18 protein-coding genes and 6 pseudogenes are annotated in these 24,640 nt (G+C 60.1%); 14 read left to right on the top strand and 10 right to left on the bottom strand.

Translation table 11 applies throughout. From position 1 onward, the window contains the following. Positions 1 to 97: 97 nt before the first annotated feature. From MFF40_RS15400 to MFF40_RS29065, 5 genes are all read right to left on the bottom strand, one after another. Positions 98 to 2,593 carry an FkbM family methyltransferase gene (locus MFF40_RS15400; protein WP_238261172.1) on the bottom strand — a complete coding sequence of 832 codons (2,496 nt, stop codon included), beginning with the start codon at positions 2,591 to 2,593 and terminating at the stop codon, positions 98 to 100. A gap of 243 nt (positions 2,594 to 2,836) precedes the next feature. Then, the gene (locus MFF40_RS15395) at positions 2,837 to 4,267 is read right to left on the bottom strand and encodes a mannose-1-phosphate guanylyltransferase/mannose-6-phosphate isomerase (RefSeq protein WP_283206106.1); all 1,431 of its coding nucleotides are present in this window, start codon (positions 4,265 to 4,267) and stop codon (positions 2,837 to 2,839) included. Between the two features lie 16 nt (positions 4,268 to 4,283). Then, a complete protein-coding gene (locus MFF40_RS15390) occupies positions 4,284 to 5,264 on the bottom strand; it encodes an NAD-dependent epimerase/dehydratase family protein (RefSeq protein WP_238261170.1) in 981 nt (326 codons plus the stop codon). Between the two features lie 4 nt (positions 5,265 to 5,268). Beyond that, complete coding sequence (gmd, locus tag MFF40_RS15385; RefSeq protein WP_238261168.1) at positions 5,269 to 6,252, bottom strand: GDP-mannose 4,6-dehydratase; 984 nt, start codon at positions 6,250 to 6,252, stop codon at positions 5,269 to 5,271. A gap of 214 nt (positions 6,253 to 6,466) precedes the next feature. Beyond that, a complete protein-coding gene (locus MFF40_RS29065; protein ID WP_438804100.1) occupies positions 6,467 to 6,817 on the bottom strand; it encodes a hypothetical protein in 351 nt (116 codons plus the stop codon). Between MFF40_RS29065 and MFF40_RS15375 the strand changes: the two are divergent. The 3 pseudogenes from MFF40_RS15375 to MFF40_RS28970 form a co-directional block, all read left to right on the top strand. Continuing rightward, a pseudogene (locus MFF40_RS15375) lies at positions 6,761 to 7,678 on the top strand (IS3 family transposase); the annotation flags it as partial. The gene MFF40_RS29065 and the pseudogene MFF40_RS15375 overlap by 57 nt on opposite strands. Then, positions 7,630 to 7,902 (top strand): annotated as a pseudogene (locus MFF40_RS15370) (hypothetical protein); the annotation flags it as partial. The pseudogenes MFF40_RS15375 and MFF40_RS15370, both read left to right, overlap by 49 nt. A 640-nt stretch (positions 7,903 to 8,542) precedes the next feature. Next, positions 8,543 to 8,848, top strand: a pseudogene (locus MFF40_RS28970) (DUF11 domain-containing protein); the annotation flags it as partial. Here the strand turns inward: MFF40_RS28970 and MFF40_RS15365 are convergent. Then, positions 8,731 to 9,072, bottom strand: a complete 342-nt coding sequence (locus MFF40_RS15365) for a hypothetical protein (protein ID WP_238261166.1) — start codon at positions 9,070 to 9,072, stop codon at positions 8,731 to 8,733. The pseudogene MFF40_RS28970 and the gene MFF40_RS15365 sit on opposite strands and share 118 nt — an antisense overlap. A gap of 28 nt (positions 9,073 to 9,100) precedes the next feature. On the opposite strand from MFF40_RS15365, the gene MFF40_RS15360 reads away from it, so the two are divergent. Then, entirely contained in the window at positions 9,101 to 10,003 is a 903-nt protein-coding gene (locus tag MFF40_RS15360; protein ID WP_238261164.1) for a Hint domain-containing protein, read from the top strand. A gap of 70 nt (positions 10,004 to 10,073) precedes the next feature. Beyond that, a pseudogene (locus MFF40_RS15355) lies at positions 10,074 to 10,678 on the top strand (transposase). A 134-nt stretch (positions 10,679 to 10,812) separates the two neighbouring features. Here MFF40_RS15355 and MFF40_RS15350 read toward each other — a convergent pair. Further along, positions 10,813 to 11,340: a hypothetical protein gene (locus tag MFF40_RS15350; RefSeq protein ID WP_238261162.1), complete on the bottom strand. Its 528-nt coding sequence runs from the start codon at positions 11,338 to 11,340 to the stop codon at positions 10,813 to 10,815. A 1,163-nt stretch (positions 11,341 to 12,503) separates the two neighbouring features. Between MFF40_RS15350 and MFF40_RS15345 the strand changes: the two genes are divergently transcribed. From MFF40_RS15345 to MFF40_RS15330, 3 genes and pseudogenes are all read left to right on the top strand, one after another. Further along, entirely contained in the window at positions 12,504 to 16,430 is a 3,927-nt protein-coding gene (locus MFF40_RS15345; RefSeq protein ID WP_238261160.1) for a glycosyltransferase, read from the top strand. Positions 16,431 to 16,476: 46 nt separating this feature from the next. Beyond that, positions 16,477 to 17,271: an ABC transporter permease gene (locus MFF40_RS15340; RefSeq protein ID WP_238261158.1), complete on the top strand. Its 795-nt coding sequence runs from the start codon at positions 16,477 to 16,479 to the stop codon at positions 17,269 to 17,271. Positions 17,272 to 17,662: 391 nt separating this feature from the next. After that, positions 17,663 to 18,309 (top strand): annotated as a pseudogene (locus MFF40_RS15330) (IS5 family transposase); the annotation flags it as partial. Positions 18,310 to 18,693: 384 nt separating this feature from the next. Here MFF40_RS15330 and MFF40_RS28850 read toward each other — a convergent pair. Both MFF40_RS28850 and MFF40_RS15325 read right to left on the bottom strand, forming a co-directional pair. Next, positions 18,694 to 18,825 (bottom strand): hypothetical protein, encoded by a 132-nt coding sequence (locus tag MFF40_RS28850; protein ID WP_283206105.1) that lies wholly within the window; start codon positions 18,823 to 18,825, stop codon positions 18,694 to 18,696. A gap of 543 nt (positions 18,826 to 19,368) precedes the next feature. Then, a complete protein-coding gene (locus tag MFF40_RS15325; RefSeq protein ID WP_238261156.1) occupies positions 19,369 to 20,451 on the bottom strand; it encodes an SGNH/GDSL hydrolase family protein in 1,083 nt (360 codons plus the stop codon). Between the two features lie 103 nt (positions 20,452 to 20,554). Here MFF40_RS15325 and MFF40_RS15320 point away from each other — a divergent pair. Both MFF40_RS15320 and MFF40_RS15315 read left to right on the top strand, forming a co-directional pair. Further along, positions 20,555 to 20,951, top strand: a pseudogene (locus MFF40_RS15320) (transposase); the annotation flags it as partial. Between the two features lies 1 nt (position 20,952). Next, positions 20,953 to 21,372, top strand: coding sequence for a hypothetical protein (locus MFF40_RS15315; protein ID WP_238261154.1), 420 nt, complete (start codon positions 20,953 to 20,955; stop codon positions 21,370 to 21,372). Positions 21,373 to 21,513: 141 nt separating this feature from the next. On the opposite strand, the gene MFF40_RS15310 is transcribed toward MFF40_RS15315, so the two are convergent. Then, positions 21,514 to 21,726 (bottom strand): helix-turn-helix domain-containing protein, encoded by a 213-nt coding sequence (locus MFF40_RS15310; RefSeq protein ID WP_308447708.1) that lies wholly within the window; start codon positions 21,724 to 21,726, stop codon positions 21,514 to 21,516. Positions 21,727 to 21,836: 110 nt separating this feature from the next. On the opposite strand from MFF40_RS15310, the gene MFF40_RS15305 reads away from it, so the two are divergent. The 4 genes from MFF40_RS15305 (at position 21,837) to MFF40_RS15290 (ending at position 24,498) form a co-directional block, all read left to right on the top strand. Then, a complete protein-coding gene (locus MFF40_RS15305; RefSeq protein WP_238261150.1) occupies positions 21,837 to 22,136 on the top strand; it encodes a hypothetical protein in 300 nt (99 codons plus the stop codon). 13 nt (positions 22,137 to 22,149) lie between these two features. Next, positions 22,150 to 22,374 (top strand): hypothetical protein, encoded by a 225-nt coding sequence (locus MFF40_RS15300; RefSeq protein ID WP_238261147.1) that lies wholly within the window; start codon positions 22,150 to 22,152, stop codon positions 22,372 to 22,374. A gap of 438 nt (positions 22,375 to 22,812) precedes the next feature. After that, the gene (locus tag MFF40_RS15295) at positions 22,813 to 24,030 is read left to right on the top strand and encodes an HNH endonuclease signature motif containing protein (protein ID WP_238261146.1); all 1,218 of its coding nucleotides are present in this window, start codon (positions 22,813 to 22,815) and stop codon (positions 24,028 to 24,030) included. Between the two features lie 27 nt (positions 24,031 to 24,057). Next, on the top strand, positions 24,058 to 24,498 hold the full coding sequence (locus MFF40_RS15290; RefSeq protein WP_238261144.1) for a hypothetical protein: 441 nt from the start codon (positions 24,058 to 24,060) through the stop codon (positions 24,496 to 24,498). The last annotated feature ends 142 nt before the right edge of the window (positions 24,499 to 24,640 follow it).

Below are 24,640 nucleotides of genomic sequence, written 5' to 3'. Positions count from 1 at the left end.
GTTGCGAGTCTCCCACTCGACATATCGTTTCATGCGAGCACTTGCTAGCACGTAATGACATCGCATCTAACAGCAATCTTAAAAAGGCGCAAGATCTTTAACGTCTGAATAGTAGGTCGCCCATATCACCTTTCAGCTTTTCCATGGCTTCGGCGCCAGATGCGACATCCACTAAGCCTTCTGGCTCTATGAAAAACGCTGAAAATCCGAGCGCGAGAAACCTGTCAACCAATTCTCGTGGATCTTTGTGGAGTCTCAAGCCGCCGGGCGTAAACTCCATTGAGAAAGCAAGCAGAGATGAGCTTGAAAATATGCGCTGGCCTCCCTCAATCACGAGGGCCTCTGCGCCTTCCACGTCCATTTTGATGAAATTCACTGGCTCAGAGCTAAATAAGACGTCGTCGATTTTCTCTGCTTGGACGTCAATGATTTGGGTAGTAGCTGAACTATTATTGACGTGGACAGAGCCGCCCCCAGAGTAAGCTCTTTGGAAACCAAATTTAAGCTGCGCCTTTTCCTTGTATAAGGCTACGTTGTATGTTCGAACGATGTCGCTAAGACCGTTCACAGATACTGATTTTTCCAACAGACGATGAATATGTGGGTTGGCTTCGAAAGCGTAAATTTTTCCTTGCCGCTGCATCTGGTTCGCGAACGACAGCGTGTAGTAGCCAAAATTCGCGCCGATATCGCAAACCGTCATGCCCGGCTTCAGCATCGGAAGGATTTGGCGCCCTATCCAGGATTCCCAATTGCCCTCCCACATAAGGTGAGTGCTGATACCTACGTCTGCGGTATCCACAAAAATTTTCATGCCATTGCTTAGGTGCGTTAGTGCGATTTGTTCTCCTAAATAGATGACTTTTCGCTGACCTGCATTGCTCTCGATTTTACGCAACATTGTGGTCATTTCATCTAGTTCCTGCTTGATTTGGCTAGCTACAGCCGCGATGGCGGTGGAGCTAAAAATCTGCGGAGCTACGGCAGCCGACATTTTTAATGAACGTAGAATCTTTGCCGCTTCTAACAAATCGGGATCGGCCCAGATTGCGTCTTCGAAATTAGCATACGCCTGCTCGGAATAATCGAGAGTTTTCACTAGCTGATAGCTAACGGAACTTACTTCGGGCCTGGCTGCAATTTCAGGCGCCAGCTCCCACCCCGTAGTTACAACGCGCGCGCCGCTCTGGGCCGCTTCTATCAATTGTAAGCCGTATCCCTCGCTACGATGCATCGAGAGATAAACGTCTATCAAAGCATAGAAATCGGTTAGAGGCAGATGCGACCCGGAGCCAACTTCGGCAATTATAACCCGCTCGTCTCTAGAAGCGTAATCTTTGAAATGATCCCAAAACTTTTGATGATGCGCACCATCTGCAACGCGCAGGATCAGTCTAACGTCTGGGTCTTCGGGGAACGAAATACGAAATGCGTCAATTGCTCCTATGGGATTTTTACGAGCGTAATTCGAGCCAAAAGAAAACGAATATCCGATAATAAAAAGGTCTGCGGCCAAGCTGTGGTTTTCTCGGATCGTTCTTTTTGCTTCAGCTGAAATTTTAGCAAATGGCTGAGAATCTACTGGGTGGGCGACCGTCTTGATCACCCCGTTGAAAGAAGGCAGATCCGCAATCAGCGTTTTTGCAACGAACGGGGAGGGCGCCCACAACTCGTCCGCGTATGACGCATCTCGAACCCAGCTGTCTGGAATCTTATTTAATTCCCAAGCCCAATACCCTACGATTTTGGAATTCATCAGAGTGTCGCGAGATAAGGCCGACAGCACCTTACCGAAGTTCGGCGGATTTAAATGTATGACAAGCGATTCAGCATCTATCTCATGGTCGTGCGTCAGGTTTGTGTATTCAAAATCAGGCTTATGGTTTATATTCGCCCCAAGTAATCTTGAGACACTTATGGCTCGCACATCGGAGCCACTCGCCCGCATCTTGTTATACATCAACTCGGCGCCACGTTGTAAGCCGCATACCGTCTCAAACAAGCCGACTATTGCTACGCGTCCAGGCCTGTCTACTTTATGATAAGATCTTACTGCATAGATTTCGTCTAAGCGCTGATGAAGAGTTGGCTCACTCCGAGCCTTCCTCCTTGTCACAAACTCTTGACTCTGCGTAAACCGATCCATGATTTCGCTTAGAGTCGCGCCGTTTTTTAATTCATGCGAATAGTATCGGACGGCTTCGGGCTCACCTTCTCGTTCTAAAACTGCGCTATAGAGCCATTTGATTTTTTCCTCGCGCGACCAGAGCGATTGAAACTCTTGGCTCTGTGTGAACCGGTCCAGGATGTCTTCAAGAGAGGCACCTCCTCCTATCTCATTTATATAGTATTGAATGGCGTCAGGCTCACCTTCTCGCTCTAGGACTGCGCTATAGAGCCATTTGATTTTTTCCTCGCGCGACCAGATTGGTTGACACTCTTGGCTTTGTATGAACCGATCCAGCATGTCTTCGAGAGTGACACCTTTTTCCATGTCATTCGCGCAGTATTCGATGGCTTCAGGTTCACCATCTCGTCCTAAAACTGCGCTATACAGCCATTTGATTTTTTTCTCGCGGGACCAGATCGCCATCTAGATGTTCCCTTCCTGCCTTCCGGTTAACTCCGGACTGAACATGGAATATTCACTGGGCTATTTGTCGGTGAGATCACAACAAGTGGACGGTACCGTCAATTCCGCTGTTAAAACCTCGCCTTTGCGCATCGATTTAATCAATTTTTCCTGGTCGCATTCAGACTCAGTAGAGATCAGCGCTTACGATTCTCGAACACGTGGTTGTGCGGTGCTCATTTGGTGTGGTTCCCTACTTCGCCCTCAGCGTCCATAGACGTCCTCGACGCGGATGATGTCGTCCTCGCCCGTATACGAGCCGACTTGCACCTCGATCAGCTCCAGCGGGATCTTTCCCGGGTTGTTCAGCCGGTGCATCGAGCCGATCGGCAGGTAAACTGCCTCGTTCTCGTGAATGAGCACCACCCGATCGTCCACCGTCACCTCGGCGGTGCCACGCACCACCACCCAGTGCTCGGCCCGGTGGTAGTGCTTCTGCAGCGACAACCGTCCGCCCGGCACCACCTGGATCCGTTTTACCTGGAAGCGCTCGCCGATGTCGATCCGTTGGTACCAGCCCCACGGCCGGTACATCCGCAGATGCGCGTCCGCCTCCGGCTCATTTGAGGCGCGCAGGGCGTTGACCAGCTGCTTGACTTCGCCCGAGCGGGCTTTGGACGCCACCAGCACCGCGTCCGGGGTCGACACGACCACCACGTCCTCGAGCCCGACCACTGCGGTCAGGCCGCCGCCCTGGCTGTGGACCAGGCTGTTCTTCGTCCCGATCAGCGAGACCCGGCCCCGCACCGCGTTGCCCTCGGCATCGTGGTCCAGCACCTGCCAGACCGCGTCCCAGGTCCCGACATCCGACCACGGGAACGACACCGGCAGCACGCCGGCCCGGGCGGTCCGCTCCATAACCGCGTAGTCGATCGAGATCTTGGGCGCCCGCGCGAAGGCCTCGGCATCCAGGCGCACGAAATCGAGGTCGGTCACGGCCGCGTCGAGCGCTGCGCGGGCGGCCTCGAGCACGTCCGGCACGAAGGCTTCGAGCTCGGCCAGCATCAGGTCGGCGCGGAACAGGAAGTAGCCCGAGTTCCACAGGGCGCCGTCCTCGATCTGCGCCTCGGCGCCGGCGCGGTCCGGCTTCTCGACGAACTTCTCCACCCGGGCGGCCAAGGGCGCTTCCGCGATCGGCGCGCCCCGGCGAATGTAGCCGTAATCGGAGGCCGGACGAGTCGGCTCGATGCCGAGCGTCATGGTGTAGCCGGCTCGCGCGCCGACGGCCGCCGCCCGGGCGGCGTCGACGAAGGCCTGCGTGTCGGGCACGACGTGGTCAGCGGCCATGATCAGGACCACGGCCTGCGGGTCGATCGCGGCGGCATGGAGGGCCGCCACCGCCACGGCGGCAGCGGAGTCGCGCCCCTGCGGCTCCAAGAGGATGTCGGCGCTGATCCCAAGCTGGTTGCACTGCTCGGCCACGATGAACCGGGCCTCGGCCGAGGCGATCACGGTGGGCTTGGCGAACACGGCCGTATCCGAAACCCGCGCCAACGTCGCCTGGAAGGTCGAGCGCTCCGCGTCCACCAGCCGGGCGAACTGCTTGGGCATGCTCTCGCGCGAGGCCGGCCACAGGCGCGTCCCCGTCCCGCCGCACAGGATCACCGGTAGAACCCGTTCGCTCCGATCGCCCACTTGTCTCTCCACAATCTTAGGATTCGGTGCCGGCAACTCGCGTCCTAGCGTCTTCCAAAATCCCGGCCAGAGACGTCATGGCATCGATCTTCGGCGCCCAGTCGGTCGCCCGCTGCAACTGACGAGCATCTCCGAACGCCAAGAGCACATCGGCTTGCCGCATTCTTACGGGATCGGGACGGATCTCAATGGGCACACGGGAAAGCCGGCGCAGGCTCGTCAGCATGCTTTCTAGGCTGCGGGGCTGACCAGAGCAGATGTTGAATATTCGCGGGCAGTCAAATCTGGCGGCGTATTGGAAGACCTTGACGTAGGCCGCCACGACGTCCGCGACGTCGAGGAAATCACGTTGGACGGAGAGATTGCCCACCTCGACAACAGGCGGGCGCCGCCCACTTTCGATCAGAGCGATCTGATGCGCGAAGGAGGCAATCGCAAAGGCTACGTTTTGTCCGGGGCCGATGTGATTGAACGGGCGCAGTACGAGTGGTTTAAGACGAGTTCCTTCGGCCGATTTGAGCAGCAGCTGCTCGCCCATCCACTTAGAATGGGCATAGGCATTCATCGGCTGCGGTAAAGTTCGCTCCGTAACAGGGCACTGTTCGAGAAACGCCCGGCCGTAGACTTCACCCGAGCTGACGAAAGCGAAGGTACAAGCCTCTCCGGTTCGCTCGACCGCATCGATCAGATTGTACAGTGCTCCGAAGTTGATGCGCCACGTGTCGAATTTGGACCTGTCGGCGCGCACGACCGACGCTTCCGCCGCAAGATGAAGCACCTGGGTCGGTCGGAAGGTGTAAACCCGGCGCGTCACCGCCGCAGGATCGAGAAGGTCGAGAGTATCATAGACAACCCCGTGCGGCACTTTCGATGAGGCGCGGCGGCCGACGGCCAAGATCTCAGCCGAGGCAAAGACACTGCGGAACGCGCGAAGGGCGTGGTTTCCCACGAAGCCTGACGCGCCGGTGATGAGGATGCGCTCGCCGGTTGTCTGCATCTATTTATGCGTTTGCACTGAGGCGTTGAATGTCAGCGTCGACCATCTCGGTGATCAGCGCATCGAGGCTGGTCGTGGCCTCCCAGCCGAAGATCGCCTTGGCCTTGGCTGGGTTGCCCAGCAGCACCTCGACCTCCGCCGGACGGAAGAACGCCGGGTCGATGATCAGGTGATCGTCGATGTTCAGGCCGACATGATTGAACGCGATCACGCACATGTCCCGCACCGTGGTGGTCCGGCCGGTGGCGATGACGTAGTCGTCCGGCTTGTCCTGCTGCAGCATCAGCCACATCGCCTCGACGTAGTCGCGGGCGTGGCCCCAGTCGCGCTTGGCGTCAATGTTACCCAACCGCAGCTCCTTCTGCATGCCGAGCTTGATCCGGGCCACCGCGTCGGTGACCTTGCGGGTGACGAACTCGACGCCGCGCAGCGGGCTCTCGTGGTTGAACAGGATGCCGTTCGAGGCGTGCAGCCCGAAGCTCTCGCGGTAGTTGATGGTCATCCAGTGCGCGTAGAGCTTGGCCACGCCGTAGGGCGAGCGCGGGTAGAACGGCGTCGTCTCGCTCTGGCGCTCTTCCTGGATCAGGCCGAACATCTCCGAGGTCGATGCCTGGTAGTACCGGGCCTGCGGGGCGACCGAGCGCAGGCATTCGAGCATGTGCACGGCGCCCAGGCCCGTCACCTGGCCGGTGAGCAGCGGCTGCTGCCAGGAGGAGGTCACGAATGACTGCGCGGCGAGGTTGTAGATCTCGTCGGGCTTGGAGGTCTGGACGATGCGCAGAAGGGCCGACTGATCCAACAAGTTGCCGTCCACGAGTTCGACATCGCCGAGGATGCCGAGCCACTTCAACCTGTGGTCGAAGACACCGGCATGGCTGGAGCGGCGCACGATGCCGGTGACCGTGTAGCCCTTCTGCAGCAGCAGCTGCGCCAGATACGCGCCGTCCTGGCCCGTAACCCCCGTGATCAGCGCACGCTTGCCCGTCATGAATCCGTCCTGTCTCGTTGCTGCCCGGCTGCTACGACCGCGGCGGTCTGCGCGTCAAGGTGAGGTTTCTGGCCGGATGCGATTCGCTCATGCGTGTAGAGACATCAGTGTATACTAATCCATAGAAAATGAGCCCACCCAACACTGGCCGGCAAAATGTTGTGGCGGATGTTTTATGTTAGTTACGCGTATTGCAATTTTATGACCTCGGCGCCTAGCGTCTTCCAATGAAATATACCAGCAGCCGCCCGAGGTGATGAGCACCGCAGCAGGCCTCCATCGCGATGACAAAAGCGGACAGCTTGGCCGTCAGGCCGACGGTCGTCTCACGCCGCGTGCAACGACGCAGAACCACCGTACCGGCGGGGTCTAAATCCATTAGGCTACAGCTTTTTTGCCGAAGACGATATCGAGTGTGGCGACCGAACTCTTTGCCATTCCGATCCCTCCAGTCCTCCAAGGCAGCAGCATGCCACCAACGGTTCGGTGAGGGGCGGGCCATCCCATAAGCGATCGGCATCTTCGCGGAGATGCCCAAGTGACGTTCGCCTTCATCGAGCAGCATGCGAGCACCTAGCCAATGCGTCTCATGGGCCGCGTGCTCGAAGTCTCCCCCGACGGCTACTACGACGGGCGGTCACGCCCCGAGAGCGCCCGGTCGGTATCGAACCCTCAGCTCCTCGACGACGTCCGGCGTATCCATACCGGACATCATAGGCGCTTTGGCTCACCCCGGGTGCATGCGGCTTTGCGCGCGACCCGGGTGCATGCGGCTTTGCGCGCGAAGGGCAGAACGGCCAGTCGCGGGCGGGTGGAGCGCCTGATGCGCCGTCAAGGCATGCGGGCTCTGGCTGGGCGTCGGTTCCAGCCCTGCACAACCGGCAGCCATCACGACCTGCCGATCGCGCCCAACCTCCTCAAACAGCCGTTCTCGGCTGCGATGCCCAACATGGTCTGGCTCGCCGATATCACCGACCTGCCCACGGTGAGGGCTAGCTCTACCTGGCTGCCGTGCTCGATCTCGCCACCCGCGAGATTGTCGGTTGGTCCATGCGCGATTATATGTGGACCGAACCGACGTCGGCTGTCCGGATGATGGCTGCCCAACGACAAAGATCGGTTACCGGCCACATCTGTCACTCGGATCTCGGCAGCCAATACGCCGCCGAGGCCAATCGCAGAACAGCTCGCCGACATGAAGGCGACGCTCTCCATGAGCCGGATGGGCTGCTGTTACGACAACGCTCTCATGGAAAGCTTCTTCCATACCCTCAAGGTCGAACTCGTTCACCAGCGACGATGGACGACCCGGGACGAGGCTCGCCGCGACCTTTTCGCCTACATTGAACGCTACTTCAATCGGCAGCGCATCCATTCGGCTCTCGGCTTCATCACCCCCGAACAGGCCGAGCGGAACGCGGATTAACCCCCGTGTCCGTAAAATCGAGGGAGGATCACCTGCGGCTCAAGCGGCTGCGCCGGCACGTCAGCGCGGCACACCGTGAGCGTCAGCCCGCCGCGCCGCGGCCGAACGAGCGCTGATCGATGGACTTCGTCTCAGACGCGCTGTTCGACGACCGCCGTCTGCGGGCCCTGACAGTCGTAGACGCTTTCCCGCGCCAAGCCCCGGCGATCGAGGTCGGTGCAGGGTGGCCGTGGCGAGGGGGACTCGTAGAGCGCAGCGTCGACTCGCGGCCAGTGATCGCCTAGTGCCGACGCGGAACATCGGGTTTAGGAACAGAAGCGCGGGCAAGCGGCTGTCATTGACCGGGACAAGGGCGCGTGTTCACCGCCAGCGCCTATCCTCCAGCGCCTATCCTGAAGGACGCGTAAGCGACCCAAGACCGTGCTGCCGGAGGTAGCGGTCGAGTGAGTCCTCAGGAGGTGATCCTTCCGTGGCGTGGCCGGGGGAACGTCATCACGGCAACCAGTGTAACGTTGCTGAAGATGGTGGATTGACTCAATACATTTCAGCAGTCGCAGCAGGCTTTAACAACGGCCTTGCCCTACGAGCTCACATTCTGCCGCTAGCATCCATCTCGCTCACAGATCAATCATCGCCTTCACAGATAGGGCTGTCATTTCCACCGCCCGCTGTAGAGAATTATAGTTATTGAGAAATGACCAATACTCAACTGTTGCGCCGGCGCAACGCTGCGTAACGCAATTGCATACAAATCAATTTCAGAGTGGAAGCTGCGGTTTTCAATAGGTAAACACCTATGCATACGACATATCGGCCGCTTTCGCCGGTCGAGTAATTGGCAATGATTCCGCACGGGATATCGCGATGGCGCAAAACGCAGATCTTTCTCTGACAAACGTACCCAGCACGACAACGCCAGTTGTCGGTGATAATGTGACTTTTTCAGTCACGCTCACAAACCCAGGCACTCAAGTTGCGGATCGACTACAAGTTCAGGATCTTTTCTCACCTGGCACGACCTACGTATCGAGTACTGTAAGCACCGGAACGGCCTACAATCCGACAACTGGTGTATGGAATGTCGGCTCTGTTAACGCGCAAAGCACTGCTACTTTGACTGTTACGTTGCGGGCTGGCTCGACGAATTCTGTATCAAACGTAGCCAATCTTTTGAATTTAGGAAGTACTTTCGACAATAATCCCGCGAATAATTCAGCAACCAGCACAGTTACACCAACAGCTGCAACCACGACGCCGCCGGCTACGACGCCGCCAGTCAGCACCACGCCGCCGGCTAGCACCACGCCGCCAGCCAGCACTACGCCGCCAGCCAGCACCACGCCGCCAGCCAGCACCACGCCGCCAGCCAGCACCACGCCGCCAGCCAGCACCACGCCGCCGGCCGATAACGCACCGTGCTACGTGACCGGCACACGCATCCAGGTTTTACGCGGGCATACCATCACTAACGTGCCAGTGGAGCTCCTGCAGGTGGGCAACCTAGCCATCACCGCCTCTGGCAAGCCTCGGCCCATCCGCTGGATCGGCACCCGCGCCTATCCCGGCCTCACTGCCCCGCAGGCTGACCGTCCTGTGCGCATCCGTGCTGGTGCGCTGGCCGAAGGCGTGCCGGCTCACGACCTCCTAGTCTCACCGGATCACGCTCTGATGGTCGACGGCCTGTTTGTTGCCGCCGGGCACCTCGTTAACGGCTCCAGTATCACCCGCGGCGAGGCAGTCCGGGATCTCACCTACTGGCACGTCGAACTAGACAGCCACGACCTGCTTTTGGCCGAGAACACCCCGGCGGAGAGTTTCCTGCCCGTCCCCGGTGTGCGCGCGGGCTTCGATGGCGTCCAGGCCCTCGACGCGGGCACAGCGCCTATGCCCTATGCCCCACGCACCCAACTCGACTCCGAGCTTGCCGCGCTGCGCGGGCGTCTAGCCTATCGTGCTATTTCGTCGGGCAAGGCCGCCAACCTGGGCCCCGTGCGGGCGTGGCTGGACCATTGCACGATCCAGGCGGACGGAACGCTGCATGTGGCTGGCTGGGCGCAGAGTGCTGCGCAGCCTGACGCTCCGGTTTGCCTTGACGTAGTGGTGGACGGGGAGGTGGTGGCGTTCGCTGTAGCGAGCGAGTATCGCGCGGACCTCTCCGCGGCCGGCGTGGGAGACGGCTGTTGCGGCTTTGACCTTGGGCTGGACGTACGGTTGACGCCAGGCGTGCCGCACGTCGTCGAGGTGCGCCGCTCTGCAGACGGGTCTCGGGTATGCGCCAAGCAGGTCGACGCAGCAGGGGCTTGGACGGCGCTGCTCGCGGCTTGAGTTATCGGTGGCTTTGGACCAGGCTGATTAAGAGCGTCAGACAAAACTGGCTATGGCGCGTCGGGGAGGGATGGCCAAACCGCTCCTTTCCGACCGCTCATGGGCGGTGATCGCACCGCTGCTGCCACCTGAATCGGCCAAGCCGAAGGTTGGGCGCTCGCGAACATCCGACCGCGCGGCGCTGACGGGCATCCTGTCCGTGCTGCGCTCTGGCACGCCCTGGGAGTTGTTACCACGCGAGATGGGCTGCGGCTCGGGCATGACGTGCTGGCGACGCCTGCGCGACTGGCAGACGGCTGGCGTGTCGGACCGCCTGCAGCAGGCGCGGCTCGATCGGCTCAGACCCCTGACCGGCATCGACTTCAGCCATGCCTCGCTCGACAGCGCCTCCATCACCGCAAATAAGAGAGCCCGGCGACGGGCCCGAACTCGACCGTTCGCTTCAAGCCGGGCGGATGCGCGGCGGGCGAGACAGTGCCACGCATCGCCCGCAAAAGCGTCAAGAGCAGCGAGAAGCTCGGGCGTCATCGCTTGGTCGTGGAGCGCACCTACGCCTGGTTCAATCACTTCCGCCGCCTGCCCATCCGCGACGAGCGCTGCAGCGACATCTACCTGTTTTTCACCACTTTTGCTGCGACCCTCATCACAATCAACCAGACCAAACAGTTCTGTTGAGCGCTTTAAAACCTTTGACTAGTTCAGGATCGCCCCCACCGCTTCTCCCGAATTCATACATATAAACAGGCTCACGCATTGGTAGCATGGCAACGCTTCTCCCGCCCGAACGCCCGCTAAAAAGCTGAATCCTCTTACTCCGCCGCTTCAGTATCGCGGTGGTCGTCATCGTCGGCCGAGGACTCGTCAGCCGGCTTTTCTTCCGAATCAGTCTCCTCTGATCCCACAGCGGCGGTGAAGAAATCGCCGTTCCGGACCGCCTCGCCGCCCGTAACCATCATGCTCAAGTAGGTATTGAGAGTGTTCGGCGCGACATCGGGCAACCGCTCCGCGATCTCGGCATGTGTCAATCCTTGTGGCCCCGCGTTGCCGAGGAGGGCCTTGAGACGTCCCTTGGCCGAATTCGATCGTGGACCCCGAGCTCCGCGCCGCCCACTCCGACCGGACGTGCCCTGATCCTCGGCCGACGATCGCTGATTGTCAGAGGAGAGAAGGATGGTCGTGTCCTTCAATGGGACGCCTTCCACAATCGCTGTCAGCGCAGCCTCCGCCGCACGCAGTTTGGTAAGTTCCGCGGCGATCCGGTCGTAGTCGCTTTGAAGTGCGGCTCTCCGAGCGCGCACATCGACCAGCGCCTTCGTCAGGGTATTGTCCTCAGCCATTGACGGCCTCGCTCCAAACTTCGTTCGTCGGCGGTCAATGGGCATAGGACCGCTGAAGGGTCAACAGTGCGTCGGGGCGTCACGCAAATTTCATATGAATTTTTTGTAGGGTCGCTTGAGTTGTGAAAAATGTGTCAGTCGGTTTGGAGAGGCATGGATCGTTTCTGGCAAACGTTGCTGCCTAGCGAAGGAGCTCACGCTCAACGGCCATGGCTTACTATATAGCCATTGCAGCTTGACCTTATCGAACTTATCCATAAAATTCACAAGCACATCGCCGAATCATTGAAATCAATGTTCTCAATTGTGTAGGCGATAAATTAATTTCATTATAACCCGTTGCTAAGTATAAAACCTATTACAAAACATCATTATTGATATCGTCGGCGCCCAAAATGATTGGGGTGGATGATACATCAAAAGCGACACCGATCATATTTACATAGGACAATGGCGCGATCCCACAGAAACATACATACTGCAATCGGATCGTGTTTCAAACTCGACGTTGGCAAGGATGTTAGGCTGGCGGCATTCAATAACTTTGTTGACCCGACATCAATGCTTCACATTGGAGACAGGACCGGCAGCACTGACTCAGTCCATCTCAAATCATTCTCAGCGAAAGTGATCGGAATCGGTATGAATTGTTCGATCGCGCCGGGGCTTGGACGACGACAGGCTATCATCACTCCTTCATCGACAGGAGGGGTGACACGCGATTAAACTCGGCAAAGTCCGTCCGCGTGGGCAATCACGTTTCAATCGCCAATCACGCCACACTCTTCAGGGTTCAACCATCGGTGACGACGCGATCATCGGGGCGCAGGCGGTCGTCACTGAAGTCGAGCCACCACATTGCATAGCCGCGGGCAGTCCCGCGCGCATCGTGCGCGAGGATTTTATTTGGCGGTTCGATCCGATCTAACTGCCGGCGTCGAGACGACGGGGCAGGGCGCCGACGGCCAGAACCTCATATTTACTGCGTACGCCTGTTCCGATAGGGCGAGTCCCGCCGGCGAAGCGCTCGCTCGGCGCGGAGATCCACCCTTGGTCACAGCTCTTCGCGAAGACATGCTTATCATAGTTAAATGCCTCGACACAGCCGCTGATGGACCGCTCGCCGGATCAAGCGCATCGGGCAGCAATGTGAGAGTCGCGCGTTGAAAACCCTCTATGGCCACTATTACCGTTGGGCGGGTTCAGCCGAAGCACGTTCGAGCCGCAACCCGCTGATACGGCTAGCAGCAAACGGCGCCCTGCCTGCGGCGAACGATGTTACGTCGGGGGCGGAACAGATTGCGGCGCTGGAACCGTATGTCGATACCGGCTTCTACGCGAGCTGGTACGGGATCACGATCGATCCAGTGCGCGACTACCTCACGATCGGCTGGCGCGAGGGCCGGGACCCGCGGCCCGATTTCTCCACCACCGACTACCTTTCTGCGCGCCCGTACCTAGCCGTCGCCGGCGTCAACCCGTTCCTGCACTGGGTGACGGCGCAGCGTGCCAAAGGCGGCACCCTGCCCAAGCCCGACACCAGGCAGGCCGAGCGCCTGGCCCGCCGCCTCGTGGACGGGGCGTTCTACCTCGCCCACAACCCCGACCTGCAGGCGGCCGGCGTCGATCCGGTGGCCCACTACATGGCCTCCGGCTGGCGCGAGGGCCGCGAGCCGGCGCCGCATTTCGACACCCTGGCCTACTGCCTGACCCAAAAAATCTCCTACGCGACCCAGAACCCGCTGGTGCACTACGTCCTGCACGGCGGCCTCACCCGGCCCGAGCCACAGGATCTGTTCGAACTCCAGGCCGAGACGCTCGCGCCCTATTTCGACGCCGCCTATCACCGCGAGGGCCTGGACGAGCGGGAAGCCCAGGTGCTCTCCGACCCGTCCGACGCGGAGTTGCTGCGGGCCTACGTGACCGGCGGCTGGCGGAAGATGCGCAGCCCGCGCCAGGATTTCGACCCAGTCGGCTTCGTGCAGGCACGCGCCGGCAGCCGGGCGGTGATCGGCGACCCGTTTTTCCGGTACGTGGCCGAGACGCTGCTCTCCGGCGGTACGCCGTTCTCGGGCCGGGACCAGCCAACGTTTCCTGCCGTGGACGAGGCTTGGTACCGGACGACCTACCCGGACGCGCAGGGGCTCGCGCCCTACGTCCATTTCTCACGGACCGGCTGGCAAGAGCTGCGGGATCCCGGCGCGGGCCGGTCGACGCTCGACGCGCTGCTGCACGTCTGCGGCCTGCGCCCGACGCATCCGCCGATTAAGGATACCGGCTGGCTCGGCGAGATCGGCCCTATGCCCCTGGACCGGGCAGCGTCCCTGGACCTGCAGGTCGGGCTGGCGGCGCTCCATTTCGACCACACCTTCTACCGGCAGCGCTACGGCCTGGCGGAGGACGCCGACGCGGTCCGCGACTATTGCGACACCGGCTGGCGCAGGGGTCGCAACCCGCGCCCCGACTTTAACGGCTGGGCCTATCGCGCCCATCATCCCTACGTGGAGGCGACGGGAATCGCCCCCTTCGTCCACCACCTCGCCACCGCGCTGCTGCGCGGCACCGACCTGTCGGGCGACGCCTTCGATCCAGCCTACGGCACGCCGCCCGCGGCGGAGGATGCGGAGTTGCTGGAGCAGGCCCGTCTGATCGAACCGTATTTCGACGCCGCCTGGTACCTGAAGCGCTATCCCGACACGCGCGGCTTCGAGAACGGCCCGGCCATCCACTTCCTGTCACACGGTCAGGAGGAGGATCGCGATCCGAGCAAGACCTTCTCGACCCGCTTCTATCGCCGCGCCTACGGGCACCTGTTCGCGCCGGCCGAGACGCCGTTCCTGCATTACGTTCGCACCGGCCGGGCCGCCGGGCTGATGGGCTGCCCGGAGGATCTCGGCAGCTGGCCGGCCATGGAGGCGCCCGAACCGCAGGACTGGGACGGTCTGCCCCACGCCCTGACGCTCGCCCAAGCCCGGGTCGTCGTGATCATGCCGGTCTACAAGGGCCGCGGCGAGACCCTGCGCGCCATCCACGCCTGCCTCTCCGCCCCGCAAACCACACCCTTCACCCTGCTCGCCGTCAACGACCGGTCCCCCGATCCCGACCTCACCGCCGACCTGAAAGACCTCGCCGGCCGCGGCCTGTTCCACCTGGTCGAAAACCAAAACAACCTCGGCTTCGTGCGCTCGGTCAACCGCGGCCTGTCCCTGCGCCAGGGCCGGGCCGTGGTCCTGCTCAACTCCGACGCCCAGGTGTTCGGCGACTGGCTCGACCGGCTCGTCGCCCACGCCGGGACCGCCGAGGCGGAAGGCCGCCCACCGGTCGGCAGCGTCACGCCGCTGTCGAACAACGCTACGATCTGCAGCTATCCGCGCTTCAACGCCAACAACACCATGGCGCTGGAGATCCCCCGGCCAGACCTCGACCAAGCCGCCAGCACGCTCAACCGCGGCCGCTCGGTGGAGGTGCCCACCGGCGTCGGTTTCTGCATGTACATGACGGCAGAGGCCCTCGACGCGGTCGGCACGCTAGACGAGGTCGCCTTCGGCAAGGGCTACGGCGAGGAGAACGACTGGTGCATGCGCGCCCGCAAGGCGGGGTTCTCGAACCTCCTGGCCGAGGACGTGTACGTCTACCATGCCGGGCAGATCTCGTTCGGGCTCGACCCGGGCGGCGAGTACGACCAGGGCCAGGCGGCGCTGCTGGCCAAGCACCCGGACTACCCGGCTTTGGTCGGCCAGTTCGTCCAGGCCGATCCGGGCCGGCGGGGGCGGGCGCGGCTCGACCTGCATCGACTGGCCCGGCACTTCCGTGGCCGGGCTTTGCTGTTCGTGACCCATAGCTGGGGCGGGGGCATCCAGCGGCACATCGACGACATGATCGCCCGGCTGAAGGCCGAGGGCACGGCCGTGGTGCTGCTCTCGGTCGACCGGGCCCGGAACATCCAGGTCAACGTCTCGTACCGTAGCCGCGAGTTCGTGTACCTGCCGAGCCTGGACAGCCTGTACCTGCCCCGCGATGCCGACGCGGTGTCGGCATTCATCGCGGAGCTGGCGCCGCTGCTGATCCACGTGCACTCGCTGGCGGGCCTGCGCTGGAACGCGGCCCGCGCCTTGATGGACCTCGTATCCGGCTCGGGGCGGCCCTATGCCTGGACGCTGCACGACTTCTCGCCGGTGTGCCACCGCAACCACCTGGTGATGCCGGACGGGCGCTATTGCGGCCTGGCGCCGGTGCCGGTGTGCCGGGACTGCCTGTCCTCGGACGCGGACGGCTACGAGGAGCCGGACCCGGCGGAGCGGCGGGCGACGTTCGGGCGGTTCCTGGCCGGGGCGGCGCGGGTGTTCGCGCCGTCGGCCGACACGGCGGGGCGGATCGGGGCGGTGTATCCGGAGCTGGCGATCACGGTGCGGCCGCACGTCGAGCACGACCGGAGCGTGCGCTCGACCACCCTGCGCCGGCCGGGCCGCGTCCGCCGGGTCGCCGTGTTGGGTGGAATTAGCATGCCCGAAGGCGGCTTGCTGCTGCAGGCTCTAGCTGAAGACGCTCGAATCCGAGATTTGCCGCTGCGCTTCGCAATCGTGGGCTACACCGATTCGGCGATCAAGAGCCATTTGCAAGGAGCTGGTGTTACCGAGACAGGTCGCTATTCGATCGACGATCCGACGCTCGATCGGGTTGCGCGGGCAGCCCTCCAGATAGCAGAGACCGGCCATCACTGGGAGGACGAGGAAACCCTCGAACTCCTGCCAAAGGTTTCAGCCGACCTAATCCTGGTGCCGGCGATATGGCCGGAGACCTACTCGTACACCCTAGCTTTGGGATTGCGGACCGGCCTGCCGGTGGCGACTTTCGATCTTGGCGCCCAAGGCGATCGGCTGCGCGCGGACCCGAACGGCCACGTGCTGCCCTACGCTCTCGCTAGTGACCCGGCGACTCTGAACGACCAAATGATGGCGATCGACATGTCAGTCAGTGCACCTCTCTCCGGTCCGGCTGAGACGGCCGAATATGAAAACCTGATGCACAATTACTACGCTATCGGCAACTTAAGATCGGCTCCTCCGGCACATCTCGGCAACGCACTTTAGCCCAGTTTCTCGTCGAAACAGGCGGAGAAACGCAGAGGCCAATCCGATGTCCGCTCTCCCCACGGCTCAAACACAAAAGAGCCCGGTCGAGTCCTACCTGCACGTCCTGCACGCCTTGATTCTCCGTGACATGCGCACACGCTTCGGGGCGTCGATATGGGGCTACGCCGTAGTGGTTTTATGGCCTTGCGTTCACGTCTTTATGTTGATCGCAATCTATACATTTCAAAAACTAGCCGCACCCCTGGGCGATAGCAGACCACTATTCTTCGCGACGGGAGCTGTTCCGGTACTAGTTTTCCAATATATATCTCGCGAAGTGATGAAATCAGTCATGATGAATAGACCGCTGACATATTATCCTCAGGTAAAAATATTTGACTTAGTTTTTTCTCGTATATTAGTTGAGATTGTTACTGGTTTTCTTGCCTTGCTTGTTGTAAGTTCAGTTCTAGTTGCCTCTGGTACCAATCCTATCCCAACCAATCCAATTGTTGCTGTCTCCGGCTACTTGGCCGCAATCATATTAGGGATCGGAATTGGAACGATCAATGTCGCGATTATAGGGTTCTTTCCCGGATGGATGATCGGCTACGCACTGTTTAGTATCATTATGTACGTGTCGAGCGGCGTTATGTTTTTGCCAAGTTTTATGCCCGATAAAGTCTATTATTGGATGAAATTTAATCCAGCCCTGCAATGTGCAGAATGGGTTCGGTCAGCCTACTATCCATATGCCGGCATTCAAGTGGACTATCTATACGTGATCATGTTTGGCTTAACTGCCGCCAGCATTGGACTTTTAACCATTAAGCATGTGGTTAGCAAGCTAAATGCCTGAGCATCGCTATGAAGCAGCCAAGAACTCAAGTTGTTTCAGCTTAAAAGTCGGAACATAAAGTATTTTGGGTGCTTGTGCTGTTAGGTGCATCGGGCGCGGATGAACAATTCGACGGCACGAATTGGAAGTGAGATAGGCAGCCCCCCTCCAAGATGCATCTAATACTAATCCTTATTGATCAGAACCCATGAGCCCAGGCGCGCAGTCCAATGGACATGATGCGCTAGGGTCAGTTGATGAGGGTATTCCAGGGCTCGCAGCAGTGGTCGAGGATGTCGGCGTAGAATTTGAAGACGCGATTGCCGAGCCCGTTGTCGCGCATGAACTGCCAAAAGTTCTCGACCAAGTTAAGAGCGCCTAACGAAACTGGCGGTTGGCGCGTTGGTCGGGCATGGCGAAGTTCCTCGTTCCCGACGATCTCTGGGCGGTGATCGCGCCGCTGCTGCCACCGGCGCGGGCGCGTCCGAAGGGCGGGCGGCCGCCGATCCCGGACCTAGCGGCGCTGACCGGCATCCTGTTCGTGCTGCGCACTGGTTTGCCGTGGGAGTACCTGCCGCAGGAGATGGGGTGCGGTTCGGGGATGTCGTGCTGCCGACGGCTGCGTGATTGGCAGAGGGCAGGCGTGCGGAAGGGCCTGCATAGCGCCTTGCTGGAGCAGCTGGACGGTGCCGGACAACTGGACTGGAGCCGTGCGGCACTCGACAGCGCAAGCCTTCCGGCGAAAAATGGGCGGCGACCGGTCCAAACCCGACCGAGTGGGGCAAGCCGGGCACGAAGCGCCACCTCGTCGTCAATGCCCGCGGCACACCGCTCGGTGTCGTCCTGACCGGGGCCACCACTCACGACAGCACCCAACTCGTTGCGACGCTCGACGCGATCCCGCCGGTGCGCTCGGGCCGCCGTGGACGCCCACGCCACAGGCCCGGCAAGCTGCACGCCGACAAAGCCTACGACCGCCGCCGTTGCCACCGAGAATGCCGGACCCGCGGGATCGTGCCCCGCATTGCGCGCCGGGGCGTCGAAAGCAGTCACCGCCTGGTCAGCTCTAATCTGCAAGCGTCCAATTTAGCCAAATGTCTGCACTACACCATCAAATAAGGAGGCCCAGCGCTACGAATTGTAAACGGGATGTCAGCGGTCGAGATTGATGGACAGCGAGATTGCATCCGCGTCGGCTCGAGATTTTCAGTGAGGCGGGAAGCCTCGGCCTGAGATACTGCAGTGCACGGCAGCTCCCGAACTCCCGACGGCACGTTCCACGGTCTCAAGATCGACGCCGATCTTGCCGCCATGCTCCCGTGCACCCGGGGCCAGTTATGGCAACGAGCCAGCGCTTCGATTCGGTCGACGCTGCAGCAGCAGTGCGCAGCGAGTTCTTCCGAGACGTCCCAATCCTTGGCCCGCGTGGATGTGTTTTTCGTGTCAATGCACAACCAGGCTGATCGCTGCACCAAACGATGCGATGCTGTCCCTCTCCACCGTTTCAACGAAGGCGCGATCAGCATCCCGCTCCGTCGCGAAGCGCTCCTGCCACTCGGTGCTGCCACTGGACATGTCCACGATCCCCAGCTGCCGGCGATCCTGCGTTCCCGCGGAACCGATAGATCTCCACGTCGACCCTCTCATCTTCGCGGATAAACGAACCAGATAGGACGGAGTGCTGAAAGTCCCGATCCTCATCGCCCAAGGTCGGCTCCATCAGGGTCCCTTAACATCACCGAGCAACTGGCTCATGTGCACCACCACCTCACTGCCGCTGGTCCCCGCCCCCGTGTCCCCCGGGGGGCCTTTTTCCCGGCTGGCGCGCTTGTCGATCTCCGTCAGGACCAGCTCCATTGACGATGCCAAGCCATACCATTGCCCTGAAACATCTAGGTGGCTTTGACGAACATTTGAAACTGCTTCGGTTATATCGGCATACTCGCGGCGTGCTGGTTTAGGATGTGGTCAACCAGCGTTGTCGCCAGCCCTGCTACCTCAGCCTGCTTTTCGGGTAGCGCGCCGGCGCCCCACACTGCAAAAATTCTTTTGGTGCTTTCGGTAAGACACTTCGACTTGCTTCTTCACGGGACGGTAAATTGAGGAAGCTTCCACGTATCACGCGGTACGCCTAAGGCGCCTAATTGCGTTGCGCATCCACCCGCCTACACCTGGTCTAGATTGACGAGCACTGCGTTTACCTACGGCATCGCTCACATGATTGGCGAAAAATTTAGCAACTGTCGCGGTACCCTCTCTGTCGTAGTGCAAAATATCGTAAAATTCGCCTGGCCCATTTTCGTTCAGCGCCCGGCTAGCATCGATGAGTTGTAAATTTTTGGGCAGTCGTAAAGCGCGAAGATCTGACAGGGATTTCTCGAAGCGATTATATTGCCTGGTCAAATAAGCGATCGCCTCAGGTGAAGCGAACCGAGGCTCACTTACGTCCGCATCTTTTTGCCGTACTACAATTGGCTCTAAGAAATAATAGACTGGTATATGCACGGCTTTAGCTGTGCGAGCAAGTTTTATCAAAGACCCTGTATAGCTCCGCGCTACCTTTTCTTCCCAGGATTCCGTCCCATAATCGACGCTTTGCCGAATTCTTGTATTGAAATCAAATGCATTGGCAACGACGTCATCATAATTAAGTCCTGACTGCCATGACTTATCATTGTTTTCATCGAAATAATGAGCATATAGATACTCGTTGATGAAAAAATTATACGGGAACCCTGGCCGCGGATCAAAACTGTATGGCTGAAATGCGTCAGTGCCACCACTGACCACAATGATAAAATCGGGATCAAGGTCCAGCAATCGGCTCCATATCAAAGAGCACATTTGCTCAGTATTAGAGGACACGACAGCAAAATTGTAAACATTAATCCGCCGCGACCATTCTTTTCTCAGAATTTCTTCAATCCTCTTAGGAACGGTATTCTCGAGCTCTGTGCCTGTCGCCATCGTGCTATCGCCGACGACAAAGATTCGAATTTCTTCTGGATCGGTACGAGGCCCTGTCGATTGTAAGTTTAGAAAACCTGTTGCATCGTAAGGGAGACAGTGAAGCTGGAAGCGATAACCGGGTCTACCTGTGAAACCGACATAAGGGGTGGGGTACCGACTTGCTGCATCGAAGAATTTGACATGATGTATAAATTTCTCACGTCGCGCGGCTTCATCATTGCTCAAGGACATAGACGATACCTATGATTGGCTTCTAGGGTATAAATCGCACTTAGCTGTTGCAAGCTTGATGATTATGTGATTCTAGGTTGCCGCGTGCAGCACGGAGACGGCGATAACGGACCCGTTCTGGCTCTCGGATGCGCAGTGGGCGGTGATCGAACCGTTCACACCGAAAGATCAGCCCGGACCGACGCGCAAGGACGACCGGTAGATCATCTCCGGCATCCTGCACGTGCTCACCTCCGGCTGCCGCTGGCGCGACTGCCTGGTGGCTGATGGCCCGCGCACCACTGTCTATAACCGCTTCAATCGCTCGTCACGGCGGAGCTTATGGAAGGCCATCCTGGCCGCTCTGAGCAGAGCCGGATGGTCGGGCGAGGCGACAGCCATCTACAGCACCTATGTGCGAATGCATCGCTCCGCCCACGGCGGAAAGGGGGGCGCGTGCGAGGCTGTCGGTCCCTCGCGCGGCAACCAGACGACCAAGATCCGCACTCACCGATATCCTTCGTGCCGTCCCGACACCTGCGCAGCCTGCCAGAGGAGGGACGGCCCTTCTCAATCACGCTGCTACCTGCCTTCCCGGTCGGAGACGCGTTCGAGCCGGTGAAGCGCTTCTGCTTCCTCCTCAAGCTGACCCATAACGAGATCGCTTTGCTCGTGAACGCGTTCGACACGATGCCCGCCAGCGGTCACACAGCGATCACATTGGACGTCCTCGCCGAGACGGACGAACGGGTCGAGACGGATCCACGAGGCGCGGGACCGAAGCTCGATACGGTGCTCTTTGCCTTCGAGCACTGCTACGTAGCCACGCAGGGCAATAGCCTCCTGATCCAGTACGCGGAACTCCGGCTCTGGGATCTCCGAGAACAAGAGACCCGGGTGGCAGAGATTTTTCCGGCCGGCGCAGTGGAGTTCCGGATCTAAAACGCCTTCCGCCGGGCGATGCTGATTCAGCGGTTCATGCGCGTCCAAGCAAAGTTTCCCCGCCAGAGATTGTGACCACCAATCAGCGCGGCATGGCTCGTACCTGCTGCCGTAGTGGTAGCTAAAACTCGGCAAGGTGCGTCACCGCGCATTCCGCTCCCGAAACCGGATCCCGGCTCCGCCGCCATTCTCAGGGATAAACTCCAGGCCGGCGGCTTCGAGAGCGGTTCGAATTTTCTCGACGCTGCTTAATCGAGCATCTTGGCCCGCCTCAAACCGATTGATCGTATTAGCGCCCACGCTGGCTTCACGTGCAAGATCCTGGGTGGTCCATCCGAGCGCAGCCCGGGCCATTCGGCATTGAAACGGCTTCATGTGGTGATTTTATTACCGAATGTGCTTGACTCCAAACAGGTGACGCAGTTACCGTTAGTGGTGATTTTTACACCACCAAGGCTTACCCTATGTCTCTCCAACGCCGCATCTCCTGGACCGCCGCCCTCCGCGACATTCGTGACGACCGCGCCAAGATCCCGGCCGGCCTACTCGCCGCCAAAGCGTCCATCAACCTGACCGTCCGCTACGACCGTCGCCCACTGGCCGTCGCAGGCAAGTTCGATCGGTCCGCCATCATGCGGGCTGCAGGCAAGGCCGCACACCTCCATCAGGCGCGGTACGGCTGCTCCTGGACCGACGCCATGTCGGTGGCGCTCAAGGCGGCCTGGGGCGCCGCCAAGCTCGCCCGTCACATGGCCGCACACTGAGGGGAGGGGGCCCATGAACCACGCACTTCCTCTGGTCCTGCGCTCGCCAACCCAGCGTCTCGCCCACGCTCGGGAGGATCACGCAACCTGTCTCGTCCTGGCCGCCGCGTACCGCGTCCGCCTCATCCGCGCCGACGGCGATCCCGCAGACCTACGCCAGCGTCACACTTGGGCCATCGACCACGCACGGACGCTCCGTACCCGCTTCCCCGGCGTTCTGAGCGCCTCGCAGGCCTAACCGGTCTCCGACCGACGCCACCTTCACCCTTACCTTCGACCGACCGCCACGAGCCCCATTCGGGGCGCGAACGATGACTTGTGCCCGCATTCCCGTCAGCCAGTCCACTGCGGGCCGTGGGACATGGCGGACGGCTCAATCCGCGGCAGCACGCTGACACGACAACTCGACCTGGCACGGGCAGCGAACCCGCACCCAGCGTCTCGTCCCCCAATTCAGCAGCGAGGCAAACCATGGCTCAGAAGAGACCGCGCCGTCGCGCGGATGACCATGCACGCCCAACAGTGGCGTCATTAGCCCTTCAAGTGAAGCTCGTCGCCCGGGAGGACGACGCAGAGCTGAGGGCCCTGATCGAACGCTATGAGCAACTCCTGTGGGATTGGGAGGGGCTAACGAATCGGGCGCTCAAAGCGCTCGCTGTCCGGCCGAACCCTCAAGATGGGCGTGGCGATGCCGTACGTCGTTCTTGAGGACGTCGGCACGACGCGACGCCGGTCCCTGTCGGGCCGCCGCAGGCTTCAGGCCTGGGAGAGGACTGGCGGCACCTGTGTCATCTGTGATCGGCGGATCGACGGCGTGCGCGAGCGCTGGATCGTCGAACACATCCGAGCCCTTGAGCTCGGCGGGATGGATGACATCGACAACATGGGCCCTGCGCATGAGGCTTGCGGTCAAGAAAAGACGCGTGATGATAACGCCCGGGCCGCCGAGGCGAAGCGGCAGAAGATCCGCCATTTGGGCGCCGCCGTCGTCGCTCGACCGCTGCCGGGTTCGCGGGCAGGCCCCCTCAAGCGAAAGGTCAACGGCACGGTGGTCCGTCGCGATCCGGCCGCTCATCGTTCCAGCAAGGCGAAGCTCGAGTCGGGGCCGGAGGAGGCCTTGCACTTCAATCCGACACCACTGTCAACGGTTTCGACGGTTGGGTCAGGTGATCGGCTTTGTGCTCGACCTGCACGCTCAGCTAAGGTTCACGGGGCAAGGACGAAAAGTCAGATGACGAATCAACCGCGGCTGCGCACACGTGAAGTAATTCCCAATCCGAATGTTGATGCAGCCGAATCAGGCGAAGTGAGGCCGGATATCCCTGCCCATCTCGCCTTCCTATTCGACGAGCGGCCACTCCTGCCGGGCGAAGTCACAGACCAGTACGACGCGCTCCTGCGCAGCATCGTCCAGCAGGTCAAGCCCGTCGATGTGATCGAGGCGATCTGGGTCAAGGACGTTGTCGACCTTATTTGGGAGGCGAAACGGCTTCGCCGCTGGCGCCGTCAAATTTTGGTGCAGGCTCGGCTGAAAGCTGCCGAGGAGTTGATCAGCCCCGCCCTGCAGAATGCGGACCCGATGGGCATAGATAAGATCATTGGAGCACCATCGGCCGATGCACTTGCCACAGGTTGGGTGATCAATAATGAGGCCAAGAAAAATGAGGTTGACGCACTGCTTCAAAAGCGAGGTCTCACGGCGGAGGATGTAACGGCACATGCCTTTATACTGAGCCTGCCAGCGATTGAGCGGATCGACAGGCTCGTGTCGATGGCTGACCAGCGCCGGGACGCGCTCCTACGCGAGATCGAGCGCAAGCGGGCAAGCTTCGCCCAACAGGTGCGCACCGCCACTGTCAGCGTTCTCGATGCAGACGACGCGGATATCTCATGACGTGCCGTTCCGAGGATTGACGTCGCGATGACCTCTGAGGCCGCCAAGCATGCCAATCGCCGCAACGCTCAGGCCAGCACCGGCCCCCGCACACGGGCCGGCAAGATCCGCTCAAAACAAAATGCGCGGAAGCACGGCCTCTCGGCGACGGACCTTAATCCAGAGACATCGAGGGAAATCGAGGGTCTCGCTCAGCTGATCGTAGATGAGCATCACGCCGGTGCAGCCGCTCTACTGGCTGCTCGAGAAGTTGCCGAAGCGCAGCTTCAGCTCCAGCGAGTCCGCGGATCTAAGACCGCGTTGCTACGCAACACCCCACTTGCTCTAGACGACAGAACGGGGGACGAGGATCGTCCAGCTGCCGAGCTTCTTCTCGAACTCTTCGAGCAGCTTGAAAAACTGGATCGGTACGAACGCCGGGCCTTGTCGCGACGGAAGTTCGCAATTCGTCGACTCAATGATTCATAGCTATTTTATCGTGACGATGTGTAAAGGTGAGAACGATTTTGACCACGTCGTCTGAATATTTGAATGACATGATAAATTTACACAAAGTTTTTGACGCACAACTGGTATATGGCGTTATATAAAAATTATCGGATGCACGCAA

Source organism: Methylobacterium mesophilicum (assembly GCF_022179445.1).
Taxonomy (GTDB): domain Bacteria; phylum Pseudomonadota; class Alphaproteobacteria; order Rhizobiales; family Beijerinckiaceae; genus Methylobacterium; species Methylobacterium mesophilicum.
This window is presented reverse-complemented; position numbering and strand designations above follow the sequence as displayed.

What these genes read in the sequence shown, in the direction of transcription:
- MFF40_RS28850 (WP_283206105.1), bottom strand. Translation starts at nt 18,825, where the DNA reads ATGTCCAGTGGCAGCACCGAGTGGCAGGAGCGCTTCGCGACGGAGCGG.
- MFF40_RS15310 (WP_308447708.1), bottom strand. Translation starts at nt 21,726, where the DNA reads ATGGCCCGGGCTGCGCTCGGATGGACCACCCAGGATCTTGCACGTGAA.
- MFF40_RS15325 (WP_238261156.1), bottom strand. Translation starts at nt 20,451, where the DNA reads ATGTCCTTGAGCAATGATGAAGCCGCGCGACGTGAGAAATTTATACAT.
- MFF40_RS29065 (WP_438804100.1), bottom strand. Translation starts at nt 6,817, where the DNA reads ATGCTGCTCGATGAAGGCGAACGTCACTTGGGCATCTCCGCGAAGATG.
- MFF40_RS15340 (WP_238261158.1), top strand. Translation starts at nt 16,477, where the DNA reads ATGTCCGCTCTCCCCACGGCTCAAACACAAAAGAGCCCGGTCGAGTCC.
- gmd (WP_238261168.1), bottom strand. Translation starts at nt 6,252, where the DNA reads ATGACGGGCAAGCGTGCGCTGATCACGGGGGTTACGGGCCAGGACGGC.
- MFF40_RS15295 (WP_238261146.1), top strand. Translation starts at nt 22,813, where the DNA reads ATGGGCGTGGCGATGCCGTACGTCGTTCTTGAGGACGTCGGCACGACG.
- MFF40_RS15400 (WP_238261172.1), bottom strand. Translation starts at nt 2,593, where the DNA reads ATGGCGATCTGGTCCCGCGAGAAAAAAATCAAATGGCTGTATAGCGCA.
- MFF40_RS15350 (WP_238261162.1), bottom strand. Translation starts at nt 11,340, where the DNA reads ATGGCTGAGGACAATACCCTGACGAAGGCGCTGGTCGATGTGCGCGCT.
- MFF40_RS15305 (WP_238261150.1), top strand. Translation starts at nt 21,837, where the DNA reads ATGTCTCTCCAACGCCGCATCTCCTGGACCGCCGCCCTCCGCGACATT.
- MFF40_RS15390 (WP_238261170.1), bottom strand. Translation starts at nt 5,264, where the DNA reads ATGCAGACAACCGGCGAGCGCATCCTCATCACCGGCGCGTCAGGCTTC.
- MFF40_RS15300 (WP_238261147.1), top strand. Translation starts at nt 22,150, where the DNA reads ATGAACCACGCACTTCCTCTGGTCCTGCGCTCGCCAACCCAGCGTCTC.
- MFF40_RS15290 (WP_238261144.1), top strand. Translation starts at nt 24,058, where the DNA reads ATGACCTCTGAGGCCGCCAAGCATGCCAATCGCCGCAACGCTCAGGCC.